Here is a 12,017-nt window from a genome sequence, read left to right on the forward strand (position 1 = left end):
TCGGGGCTCCGGTGATTGGCGATTCTGTGGCGATCAGGTCAGGCGCTGGATCGTGGCGACTTACTTGAGCTTGCCGTCGTTGGTGGGGTATTCGTTCCAGTGCAGCTTCTGGCGCAGCGTGTGGTAGTAGCTCCAGTCGAGCGGATGCAGGAAGGTAATCGTATGCGGCGAACGCGAAATGACGATCTGGTCGCCCAGTTGCAGGCTGGTGAAGGTCTGCATGTCGAAGTTCACGCTGATATCGCGTCCGCTGACCAGCTCGACCACGATCTCGCTATCGTCAGGCACCACGATCGGCCGGTTCGACAGCGCATGCGGCGCAATCGGCACCAGCACCGTGCCCTTCATTCTCGGGTGCAGCAGCGGACCGCCGGCCGACAACGCGTAGGCCGTCGAGCCGGTGGGCGTGGACACGATCAGGCCGTCCGAGCGCTGGTTGTACATGAATTGACCGTCGACGGTCAGCTTGAGTTCGACCATGCCGGCGCCGGTGCCGCGCGCCACGACCACGTCGTTGACGGCCACGCTGCAGAAGATCTGTTCGCCGCCGCGCATCACGCGCGCTTCGAGCAGGGTGCGTTCTTCAGCGCGCGAACGGCCTTGCAGGATCTCGCTGAGCGCCGGCAGCATGTCGTCGAGCGGGATGTCGGTGATGAAGCCGAGCCGGCCCAGGTTGATGCCGATCAGGGCGATGTCGTACGCGGCCAGCTGGCGCGCGATGCCCAGCATGGTGCCGTCGCCGCCGACCACGATGCCGATCTTCGCCTGGGCGCCGATCTCGGCCACGGTCATCGAATCGATATCGTCCAGTTGCAGGTTCGCCGCGGTATCGGCCTCGAACACCACGCGGTAGCCCGCCTCTTGCAGGAAATCGCGGATGCGGCCGACCGGCTCTTCGACGCCTGCCGTGTTATGCCGCACAACGAGCGCGATGATCTGTTGCGGTTGGGGCGAAGCGGGCATGACGGTCTCTGCGGTATAGGGTTGAACGACACGCTGGAGATTAACCGATAATCCCTGCGGCTGCCATACGGCGCTCGATAATTACTGTATAGATGAACAGTATAGCGGGCGCCAGCCCTGCCCTGCAAGTTCAGCCCATCAGTACCATGCCCATCACGGTCAATACAGCCGAGGCCAGGGTCACGATGTGAGCGAAGATCAGCACGACCCAGCGAACCACAGTGCCCACCCAGCTACGCTCGTAGACGCGGCGCATGGCCATCGGCAGGTAGAACACCAGCCATAGCAACAGTGCGAAGGTAATGAATTTCCAGGTTTCCGGCACCAGGATCATCACCGACAGCATCAGGAAGGCAAAGGCATTTACGTGCAGGGCAAACAGGAAATGCTCGCCATAGCGGCGCCCGGTGCCCAGGTACAGGATCTTCAGGTACAGCGCGAACAGCGGCATCATGGCGAAGATCGCGTAAGGCGTGTAACTGTAGAAGGCCTGCTTGAGCGCCGACCTCTGCGCCTGCGGGGACAGCGACATGAAGCGCGCCACTCGTTCGCGCAGTACCGGATGCACATTGCTGGCCTTCTTGTCGAGCACGGCCTGGACTTTTTCATACTCGGCGGCGTTCGCTCCCATGGCCGGGCCCAGCACCGTCTCCTTGGCGCGCCCTTCGGCCACCGCGGCGGCCAGGGCCGGCGACGGCTCGTCGAAGCGCGCCACCTCGACGCCACTGAGCTTAAACAGTGCAAAGAAAATGATGCTGAAGGTCAGGTAGAGGCGCAACGGCTCGAGATAACGCACGCGGCGCCCCTCGATGTATTCGCAGGTCAGCAAACCCGGCCTGGCGATCAGCAGGGCCAGCGACTTCCACAGCTTGCCCTCCAGCGCCACATAGTGGGCGATGAACTCGTGCAGGAATTCGCGTGCGCTCGGCACGTGCAGGTGGGTGGCCTGCCCGCACTGCTGGCAGTAATTGCCGTGCGTGGTCGTGCCGCAGTTCTTGCAGGGGATGCTGGCGTGGTCGGTCAGGGTATGGGAGCTCACGGCGCTTTCCGTCAATACGGTCAAGCTTCCATGTTAACCATCTAATTGCAAAAAAGCATCATCAAATTACGGCTTTCAATTGCGCGACTGTTTCGATGCGACACAGTTACGATGGGAATGACGAAATGACAAAGGAGAACACCATGGTGACTGAATCCAAGGACCGGTTCGTCAATACCAAGGAACCGATGAGCAACGATGGCGTCAAACGCCAGCCGCATGAACGCGACGAGACGCCGGACGGGCAAGACCAGGCGCCGCGCGGCATCATGAAGCAGGCGGCCAAGGACCTCGAGCAAGGCCTGGTCGACACCGATTCACGCAACACGCCCGGCATTTCGGAGGCGGTCGATCCCGCCCCCGGCGCCACTGGCCAGGCCAAACCGCAGCCCGACCGTCATCGCGACATGCGCGACCACGACGCCGAGCCCGCACCCGAAGACAATGACAACGACACTGAAAGGAAATAACACATGACGATCAAACGCGATGGCAGCGCCGTCTGGAGCGGCGGTATCAAGGATGGCAAGGGCCAGGTATCGACCGGCAGCGGCGCCCTCAAGGACCAGCCCTACGGCTTCAACACCCGCTTCGAAGACGCGCCGGGCACCAATCCCGAAGAGCTGATCGGCGCGGCGCACGCGGGCTGCTTCACGATGGCGCTGTCGGGCCAGCTGGGCCAGGCCGGCCTGACCGCCGACGAGCTGCGCACCAAGGCGACGGTGTCGATGGAAAAGGTCGAGGGCGGCTTCTCGATCACGGCCGTGCACCTCGAGCTGGTGGCCAAGATCCCGGGCGCGAGCCAGGAAGCCTTCGACAAGGCGGCCACCACGGCCAAGGAAAACTGCCCGGTCTCGAAACTGCTGAACGCGAAGATCACGCTCGACGCCAAACTCGAGAACTGATCCGGCGCGCCGCGGGCGGTCCTGCCTGCGGCGCCTCCGGCAAGGATGCCGTCGAACGCATAGAATGGCGGTTCTTCGAAACACATAGGGCAAGCCAAAATGCGCATCCTGCATACCATGTTGAGGGTCGGCGACCTGCAACGCTCCATCGACTTCTACACCAAGGTGCTGGGCATGAAACTGCTGCGCACCAGCGACAATCCGGAATACAAGTACAGCCTGGCCTTCCTCGGCTACGGCAGCAATCCGGACCACGCCGAGCTCGAGCTGACCTATAACTGGGGCACCGACAGCTACGACATGGGCAGCGCCTACGGTCACATCGCGATCTCGGCCGAAGACATCTACGCCACCTGCGACCAGGTGCGCGCGGCCGGCGGCAACATCACCCGCGAACCGGGCCCGGTCAAGGGCGGCACCACCGTGATCGCCTTCATTACCGATCCGGACGGCTACAAGGTCGAGCTGATCGAGCGCGCCGACCATGCCGGCGGCGGTGGGCTGAGCACCTGAGCACCTGAGCACCTGAGCACCTGAGCACTGACTGAATTTTCAGCAAGGATGGCGCGGCGCCTGTAGGTGCCGCGCCATTTTTTATTTCGATCTACCCGTTACGCATATCCCACTTACGGCTTGACGACCGTCATGCCTGCAGGCATCACCGACCCGACCAGCTCTTTTAAGATCGACATTGCCGCCAACGCAAAGGAGCGACGATGTCCATCCCGGCCTGCCTGCGCCCATGAGAGCCTTTCCCGATCCCGCTTCGCTCGGCCTGTTCGGCACGGGCCTGAGCCAGCATGCGCGGCTCCTCACCCTGGCCAGCAGCCAGAAAAGCGGCCTGCCGCAATCGCTCGTGGCGGAGCGCTTCGCGGGACGTGAGGCCGTCAATGCGCTGTTTCGCTTCGAGGTCGATGCGCTCAGTACCTCGACCGACCTCGACCTGTCTTCCTTCATCGGCGAAGAATTGAGCGTCGGCCTGCTGCAGCCGGATGGCGGCCGGCGCGCCTGGCATGGCCTGTGTACGCAAGCCTCCTGGCTGGGCGCCGATGGCGGCGTTGCCCGCTACCGGCTGGTGCTCGAACCGGCGCTGGCGCTGTTGACGCTACGGCGTGATTGCTACCTGTTCCAAAACAAGACCGTGCGCGACATCGTCTGTGAATTACTGGCGGATTATCCACAGGTGGAAGTGTCATTCGACGTAACGCAGGAACTGGCGCCGCGGCCCGTCTGCACCCAGTACCGCGAAAGCGATTACGCCTTCTTCGAGCGGCTGCTCGCCTCCGAGGGTTTGAGCTGGCGCTTCGATCACTCTCCGTTCGAGACCGTAGCGGGCGCCGACCATGGCCAGGCGCGGCACCGGCTGGTGATCTTCGACCGGCGGGCGCGGATTCCCCCGACGCCGGGCGGCGCGACGCTGCGCTTTCACGGCGTGCGCGCGACCGAGCGCGACGATGCGATCGACACCTTCCACGCGCGGCGCCGGCTCGCCGCCAACGGCGTCAGCATCAGCAGCTGGAATCCGTCCATCTTGCTGGCGCCGGCGGCCGAACTGGGTTCGCACCTCGATGCCGGCGCACTGCCGGTGCTCTCCATTCATGACGGTAGCGGCGAACGCACCGGTGGAGACACTGGGGCCGCGATGCGTGCTCACAGCGAGCTGATGCTGCTGGCGCTGGAGTTGGACAACAAGGTCTTCGAAGGCGCGGGCGCCGTGCGCCGGCAGGCGGCGGGACATGGCTTTACGTTGACGCAGCACGATCGCTATCCGGGCGGCGCCAACGCCTTTACCGTGCTGTGGGTCCAGCACGAGGCGCGCAACAACTTCGACACGGGGATCGCGGGCGCCGCGAAACAGGTCGAGAACGGCACCTACCGCAATGCCTTTGCCTGCGTGCGCGACGTGGTGGCGCTGGTGCCGGCCGCGACCGCCGCGCCGCATCCCTGCACGAGTCTGGGGCCGCAGACGGCACTCGTGGTCGGCTTGCCGAATACGGTCGCCACCAGCACACGAGACCATCAAGTAAAAGTCCAGTTCGCGTGGCAGCGTGGCGTCAATCCGAATCCGGGAGGTCTGTCTCACAACCTGGATGAGCGGGGCAGCGCACCGGGCAATGACGCTTCCGGCAGCTGGATACGTGTGGCCGAGGCGCTGGCCGGACCGAACTGGGGAACGGTGTTCACGCCACGCATCGGCACCGAAGTGCTGGTGGATTTCATCGAAGGAGACATTGACCGGCCAGTCATCGTGGCGCAGCTGCATAACGGCGTTGACCTGCCGCCGTTCCCGGCCGGCGTGGATTCGGGCGCCGAGCACGCAGGTGTGCTGTCCGGGATTCATAGCCGGAACTTCGATGGCGGAGGCTTCAATCAATGGCAGGTGGACGATACGTCCGGCCAGTTACGCACGCGGCTGGCAAGCAGTAGCGCTGGCAGCGAACTCAATCTTGGTTACCTGGTCGAGCAACCGCATGGGACTTCTCAACGCGGGCGTTATCGCGGCAGCGGCTTCGAGCTGCGCACCGATGCCTGGGCGGTCGTGCGCGGCGGTGAAGGCGTGCTGCTGTCGACCAGCGCGCGGCCGCAGCTCGGGAGCGGGATCACGTCGACGCAGATGGATGCGGCCGAGGCGGTGGCGCAGTTCAAGGCGGCGCAGTCGCTGGGCGATGCGCTGCGCGATGCGGCCGGCCAATCGCAGGCGTTGTTTAGTAGCGATGCGGCCACGGCGCAGGAGGAATTCATCGCGATGATCGATCCGCACGCCAAGGGCAAGTATGACGGCGCGGTTGGTGGGCAGACGGCGCTCAAGGCCAAGACGGGGTCGCGCGAGCTCGACAGTGAGCAGCCTGTTGAAAAATTTGGGGCGGCGATCGTGCTGATGGACTCGGCGGCCAGCGTGAATTGGGCGACACCGGCATCGACCGTGGTCTATGCGGGCGGGCAGATGCAGTGGACGACGCAATCGGATTTCCATATCGCTGCGGCGCATACGGTGTCGACTGTTGCGGGTGGCGCGGCCAGCCTGTTTTCGCATGCGGGCGGGATTCAGGCTATCGCGGCGAACGGGCCGGTGTCGTTGCAGGCGCATACGGATCAGCTGGAGATTTTGGCGGACAAGGAAGTTACTGTGATTTCGGTGAATGACCGGATCGAGATCAAGGCCAAGGAAAAGATCGTGCTGCAGGCAGGCGAGTCGGCAATCACGCTGGAAGGTGGGGATATTACCTTTGCCTGCCCTGGGAAGTTTTCGGTCAAGGGTGGTAAGCACGTCTTCGACAAGGGCGGTCGCAACACCGCCAATTTACGCAATCTGCCGGGAGAACTCAGTCCCGAGATGCAGCATTGGATTGCCTTGCACTACCTCGATCCCGAGATCGCCGAGGGCATTCCCGATGTCGATTACGAGATCCACTTTCAGGATGGACCAGTCGTTACAGGAACGCTCGACAAGGACGGCAAGGCTTTGCACAAGAATGTCGAAAACAAGGCGGTCAAGAAGGTCATTTACAAGCCGCGAAAGCCTGACGATGAGGATCCTCACGATCCATTGGAAGCATTGACCCGTTGAAGTTTGCCCAATAACGCAGCGCCTGCCGGAGCGTAGCAATGGCCGAGATAAATCCTACCCAGTTGCGTAGTGCAGTTGCATGGAGCACCGGCACACCACAAGCAGAAGTAGAGGACGACAAAAGCGCCTGGGAGTGGTTTTGGGAGGCGATTCAGGGAGACTTCAATGAAAACCGGTCCACCGGACAGATCGTGGCGGATGCCGCGATCTCCATGATTCCCTTGGTCGATCAGGTCTGCGATGTGCGGGACTTGGTCGCGAACTGCAAGAAGCTGCGCCAGGAGCCGGACGACATGTGGTCGTGGGTTGCACTGGCGCTGACGCTCATTGGGCTATTTCCGGTTCTCGGGTCCTTGGTCAAGGGCGTGTTGAAGGTGTTCTTCTCGTATGTCCGGCGGGGAGCAAGCAAGGGATTCTCGCTTGCCGTAGACGCCTCAATGACGTGCGTGGTAGCGCTGTTACGCCGCGAAACATGCCAACACTATCTCCGTCGCCTCAAGGTCGACGACGTTTTCGCGTGGCTCGCGAAGGAGATCAAGCAGGTCAAGGCGAAAACAAATCCGGGCGCGCTATTGCGCGCGTTCGACAAAGGGGTAAATACGACACAAGCCCTTGTAGCCAAGGTCCAGCATATTCCTCGCGTGGGAACCAAGGCGAAAGCTGCGCTCGATACGATCGTTTGGGTTCGTGCAAAATCTGACGAAGGGTTGAGAAAAGCATGCGGACCAATCCAGGAGATACTCGATGCGATTATCATGCGACTGGGTAGAGAATCGCTAAGACGTCTTCATGGGATTGTGGATGTCAAGAATGTCCACTATCGGGGAGCAATTCCGGAAGCATCAGCGGTGACCATGATGCGAACATCAAACCCAAAGCCGTCATGGTTGAGCGCAGGTCAGACGTTAAAATTCCCTTCACAACAAGCCGACTTAGAACGTTACCGCGTCGACAAAAAAGTAAAAGATGGTTGGCCTCCATTGACAGATGACAACATCGAATCCTTTCACAAGATGGCCAGCGTTTCCATTAAAGGGCCAGCACGGCTATTTAGGATTATATCTCCTAATAGTCGGGCAATGAGCGACTGTTGGATAAGCGAAAAAGTTTTTAACGAGATTCAGAACTCGCCAGACCCAAAAGCTGCCTGGAGAAAATTTCTGGCTGTATGGCCAGATTGGAACGGAAATGGTCAATTCGTAATCTACGACATCAAGCCTGGCGAAACATTAAAAGCATGGCAAGGCCCAGCGGCTGGTCAGAAAAAGAAATCGCTACCAGACGAACATCTTGAGGGCGGAGGAGAGCAGATAGTCTTCAAAATCGATAGGGCTGACCCAAGAAACGATACGACGAAATTCTACAAAAGAACAGGTAAAAATGGAGACTCTTTGAGTGAGCCAATTGACCGATCAGCATTCGAAAAGATCGACAAACCAGAAAGGGATAAATACGTGGAGATAAGGGAATCCATCAATCACCCAAACATAAGTGGCCCATTTGACACCGGGTGGGATTATACTGATTTTGGAGGAAGTGGCTTCGATCAAAGGATAGGCCTTCCCTCCTTACCTGGGCAAGTTACCAGAATTCAGAACTAAATCATCTTGATTAAGGAATGTTATGAGCCGCGACCTTCCGCTCACTGCATGGCAGAAAAAGCAAGCTGCGCTCCTGTATTACTTCTCTTCGTTGAAATACTTGGAGGGACTTCGTGATCGAGTTAATCAGATAAAATCATTCGCCGAAGAAAAAATTAATCAAAGCCGCCTAGAAGGGCGCGATCGTTTCTTACACAGCAATCAATGGGGCGACCGTGATACGACTGAGAACTGGTCAAATAATGCCTGGCAGTTTCTAGCTGACTTTCAACAGTCTGTTGCTGAGGACATATCGGATCATTCATCAAACTCTTTCCACGTTACAGGGACTCATCAGTGTGCTCGAGGATTAAGTGAATATTCTATGCAATGGGCCACTATTGAAGAAGAAAAGCAATTTGACGCTATGTTTGCAGAGCTTTCAAATTATGCACGCAACATAGACACGACAATGCAAAAAAGTAATCAGGTAAGTTGGTGGAGTGACTTCGGCCTTACAATGGCATGGGCAAAAAATTCTTCGGAACTACAGATGATTCCAAAGTTCCGGGTGGTGCCAGAAATTATTTCAGATACGGGCCAAATTCCACCACGTACTGGTGTATATATCGCTGTCGATGACCCGAATGCATCGTTGCAATTTGCCTGGAACGGATCACGAGGTGGCGAAATTATTCCTAGCTCAACATTTAATGATTTAGGACTCGCAGCTTTGGCTGCTGTAGGACGATCCAAGCTTTGGGTCGACCAAACAGCGATGCGTGATTTTGTTTGGGCAAATTTATCAAACCCAGACTTGGCAAGCGACGAGTACGCGAATAGCACATTGGATCTCGCATTAGCCCCGAGCGTGATTGCACGGTATGCATTCATGGCGCGTCCAACCCGCTGGTGCTTTGTAGAAATTGTAGAGGGGGAATTTGAACACATAGAAGAAATCGAATCATCCACACTCAGTTCTAACATGACGACCCAACGATTCTTCGCAGGTGAGAAGTGCCAGAATGCGGGTTACTACTTTACGCCAGCACGACTGGACTCGCGACGTTGGTTCGCACATGGAGAGACATTTCCCGATACTCAGTCCTCTTACGGCAAATCAATCTGGCAATGGGACACCCAGCAAGACTGACAGACGGAGCGGCAGCCAGGATTTGACCGCCTCCAGCAAACTCCGCACACCGCTGCTACAATCCTCCCGCCTGCTGCTCAGCAGGCAACAACTTAATTACGTCTTCGGGGCGGGGTGCGATTCCCCACCGGCGGTATGACCTTCACAGGTCGAGCCCGCGAGCGCTTGCTCAACTCCCATTGAGCAGGGTCAGCAGACCTGGTGAAAAGCCAGGGCCGACGGTATAGTCCGGATGAAAGAAGATGTGCGCTGTCATGCGCCTGATCACCCGCGCCTTTGCGGTTGAACAGGTGCGCGGTTTCGCTTTGCCCTGATGCGTTTTTCGCCAACCTATGCGAGGAGCGTTTCACATGTTAGTCCCTACCTACACCCTTCAAAGCAATGATCTCGAAGGTCGTATCGCCGCCGCCCTGGCCGCCATGCGCGCCGGCATTCCCGTCATCCTGCTCGACGACTTCGACCGCGAAAACGAGGCCGACCTGATCGTCGCCGCCGAAAAGCTGAGCGTCGAATCCATGGCGCTGATGATCCGTGAATGCAGCGGCATCGTCTGCCTGTGCCTGTCCGACGAGAAGGTGCGCGCGCTCGAACTGCCGCCGATGGCGCCGGAAAACGGCAGCCGCTACGGCACCCCGTTCACGGTCTCGATCGAAGCCCGCCACGGCGTGACCACCGGCGTCTCGGCCGCGGACCGCGTCTCCACCATCCAGGCCGCGATCGCGCGCAATGCCCAGCCGGACGACCTGGTGCGTCCCGGTCACGTGTTCCCGCTGCGCGCCACGCCGGGCGGCGTGCTGGCGCGCGCCGGCCATACCGAAGGCTCGGTCGACCTTGCCAAGCTGGCCGGCCTGCAGCCGGCCGCCGTGCTGTGCGAGCTGATGAACCCGGACGGCACCATGATGCGCGGCGAGCAGATCGAACAGTTCGCCGAAGAGCGCGCCTTCCCGATCCTCACCATCGCCGAACTGATCCAGTGGCGCCGCGCACGGGCGCTGTAATGTAAAAAACGAAAAAGCCCGGGTTGCCAGCACGCTGGCCCCCGGGCTTTTCCAACCTGCCTGCGCATCCATGGCGCAGGCCCGGTCGATCACTCTCCCAGCAGGCTGTTCACCGGCACCAGGTCCGCCTCGCGCAGCGAACCGGCCGCCGCCTTCAGGCGCAGGCCGTTGATGATCACGTCATAGCGCGCGCGCGACAGGTCGGTGCGGGTCTGGTACAGCTGGCGCTGGGCGTTCAGCACGTCGATATTGATGCGCACGCCGACCTGGTAACCCAGCTTGTTCGACTCCAGCGCCGACTGGCTCGACACTTCCGCCGCTTCCAGCGCCTTCACCTGGGCCAGGCCGCTGTTCACGCCCAGGAACGACTGGCGCGCCTGCAGCGCCGCGTTGCGGCGGGTCGCTTCCAGGTCGTTGCGGGACTTGTCTTCCAGCGCGATCGATTCGCGCACCCGGCTGGTGACGGCGAAGCCGCTGAAGATCGGCACGCTCCACTGCACGCCGATCGCATTGTTCTTCGTGTCGCCCGAGCTGCCGGTGCGGCCGTTGACGTCGCGGCGGGTCGAGCTCGCCACCAGGTCGACGGTCGGCAGGTGGCCGGCGCGGTTGCGCGAGATGTCGCGCATGGCGATCTCGACCTGCAACTGGCCGACGGTCACGCCATAGTTCTGGTTCTCGGCCGACGACACCCACGGATCGACCGTGGCCGGCTGCGGCGTTGCCAGCGTCACGCCCGGCTTGAGCGCGGCCAGGTTGCCCGGCGCGGTGCCGATGATCGTCTGCAGCGTGTTGCGCTTGTTGTCCAGGTCGTTGACCGCGGCAAATTCCTGCGCCAGCACCAGGTCATACGCGGCTTGCGCCTCGTGGGTGTCGGTGATGGTCTGGGTACCGACCTCGAAGTTGCGCTTGGCCGACGCCAGCTGTTCGGTGGTCGCTTCCTTCTGGGCGCGGGTCGACTCCAGCGCATCCTGCGCCGCCAGCACGTCGAAATAAGCCGAAGCCACGCGCGTGATCAGGTCCTGCTGGGCCTGGGCGAACTGCGCCTCGGCGATCGCCTGCTGCAGCTTGCTCTGCTGGTAGGTCTGCCAGCGATCCCAGCGATACAACGGCTGCTGCAGCGACAGCGTGTATTCGTTGGTGCGCAGGTTCGAACCGCTCGAATCGATGATGCCCGGCTGGCCGTTCGGCAAGGTACCCACCTGGCCGATATTCCATGGATCGAAGTCGTTGTCGTTCTTGCTGATTCCACCACTGAGACCCACGGTCGGCAGCAAGCCTGCACGCCCCTGTGTGATCCGCTCGCGGCCGGCGGCCAGCGAGGCGCGCGCGCTCGCATACGTCGCATCGTTGGCCAGCGCCTGCTGGTACACCTGGATCAGGTCGGCAGCATGGGCGTTGAGCGAGAAGCACGCGCTGGCAAGCAGCACGGCAAGTAGGGGTTTCTGCATTGCTATCTCCACAGGAGTCATCTAGTTGAGGATCAGGTCAATACTTCGGCATCGACGGATCGACCTGTACGGCCCAGGCGTGTACCCCGCCCGTTAAATTCGTTACGTTACTGAACCCATTACGCTCGAGGAAGGCGGCCACGTTCATGCTGCGCGCCCCATGGTGGCAGATGCACACCACTTCCCGGTCGTCGTCGATCTCGCCCACGCGGACCGGAATCAGGTGCATCGGGATCTGGGTCGAGCCTGCGATCTTGCAGGTCTCGAATTCCCAGTCCTCGCGCACGTCGAGCAGCAGCGGCTGCTCGCGCGCCGGGTCGGCCAGCCAGGCGGCCAACTCGGGGGCGGTTATCTGTCGCATCG

11 protein-coding genes and 1 riboswitch are annotated in these 12,017 nt (G+C 60.5%); of the genes, 7 read left to right on the forward strand and 4 right to left on the reverse strand.

What is annotated here, in order from left to right; genetic code table 11:
- Positions 1-60: 60 nt before the first annotated feature.
- The gene (locus SOM28_RS06095; RefSeq protein ID WP_320467549.1) at positions 61-963 is read right to left on the reverse strand and encodes an NAD kinase; all 903 of its coding nucleotides are present in this window, start codon (positions 961-963) and stop codon (positions 61-63) included.
- A 130-nt stretch (positions 964-1,093) separates the two neighbouring features.
- Positions 1,094-2,002, reverse strand: a complete 909-nt coding sequence (locus SOM28_RS06100; protein WP_320467550.1) for a DUF3667 domain-containing protein — start codon at positions 2,000-2,002, stop codon at positions 1,094-1,096.
- 143 nt (positions 2,003-2,145) lie between these two features.
- On the opposite strand from SOM28_RS06100, the gene SOM28_RS06105 reads away from it, so the two are divergent.
- The 7 genes from SOM28_RS06105 to ribB all read left to right on the forward strand — a co-directional run bounded on the left by SOM28_RS06105 (position 2,146) and on the right by ribB (position 10,206).
- Positions 2,146-2,472, forward strand: a complete 327-nt coding sequence (locus SOM28_RS06105) for a hypothetical protein (protein ID WP_123067819.1) — start codon at positions 2,146-2,148, stop codon at positions 2,470-2,472.
- A 3-nt stretch (positions 2,473-2,475) separates the two neighbouring features.
- Entirely contained in the window at positions 2,476-2,907 is a 432-nt protein-coding gene (locus SOM28_RS06110; RefSeq protein WP_123067820.1) for an OsmC family protein, read from the forward strand.
- 99 nt (positions 2,908-3,006) lie between these two features.
- On the forward strand, positions 3,007-3,420 hold the full coding sequence (gene gloA, locus SOM28_RS06115) for a lactoylglutathione lyase (protein WP_123067821.1): 414 nt from the start codon (positions 3,007-3,009) through the stop codon (positions 3,418-3,420).
- Positions 3,421-3,649: 229 nt separating this feature from the next.
- On the forward strand, positions 3,650-6,475 hold the full coding sequence (locus SOM28_RS06120; protein WP_320467551.1) for a type VI secretion system Vgr family protein: 2,826 nt from the start codon (positions 3,650-3,652) through the stop codon (positions 6,473-6,475).
- 38 nt (positions 6,476-6,513) lie between these two features.
- The gene (locus tag SOM28_RS06125) at positions 6,514-8,076 is read left to right on the forward strand and encodes a hypothetical protein (RefSeq protein ID WP_123067823.1); all 1,563 of its coding nucleotides are present in this window, start codon (positions 6,514-6,516) and stop codon (positions 8,074-8,076) included.
- Between the two features lie 22 nt (positions 8,077-8,098).
- Positions 8,099-9,208, forward strand: coding sequence for a hypothetical protein (locus SOM28_RS06130; protein ID WP_320467552.1), 1,110 nt, complete (start codon positions 8,099-8,101; stop codon positions 9,206-9,208).
- Positions 9,209-9,304: 96 nt separating this feature from the next.
- Positions 9,305-9,456, forward strand: a riboswitch (FMN riboswitch).
- 102 nt (positions 9,457-9,558) lie between these two features.
- A complete protein-coding gene (gene ribB, locus SOM28_RS06135; protein WP_123067824.1) occupies positions 9,559-10,206 on the forward strand; it encodes a 3,4-dihydroxy-2-butanone-4-phosphate synthase in 648 nt (215 codons plus the stop codon).
- Between the two features lie 89 nt (positions 10,207-10,295).
- On the opposite strand, the gene SOM28_RS06140 is transcribed toward ribB, so the two are convergent.
- Entirely contained in the window at positions 10,296-11,654 is a 1,359-nt protein-coding gene (locus SOM28_RS06140) for a TolC family outer membrane protein (RefSeq protein WP_320467553.1), read from the reverse strand.
- A gap of 37 nt (positions 11,655-11,691) precedes the next feature.
- A complete protein-coding gene (locus tag SOM28_RS06145) occupies positions 11,692-12,015 on the reverse strand; it encodes a rhodanese-like domain-containing protein (RefSeq protein ID WP_123067826.1) in 324 nt (107 codons plus the stop codon).
- Positions 12,016-12,017: the final 2 nt, after the last annotated feature.

This window comes from Massilia sp. CFBP9026, assembly GCF_034045165.1.
Classification (GTDB): domain Bacteria; phylum Pseudomonadota; class Gammaproteobacteria; order Burkholderiales; family Burkholderiaceae_D; genus Telluria; species Telluria arenae.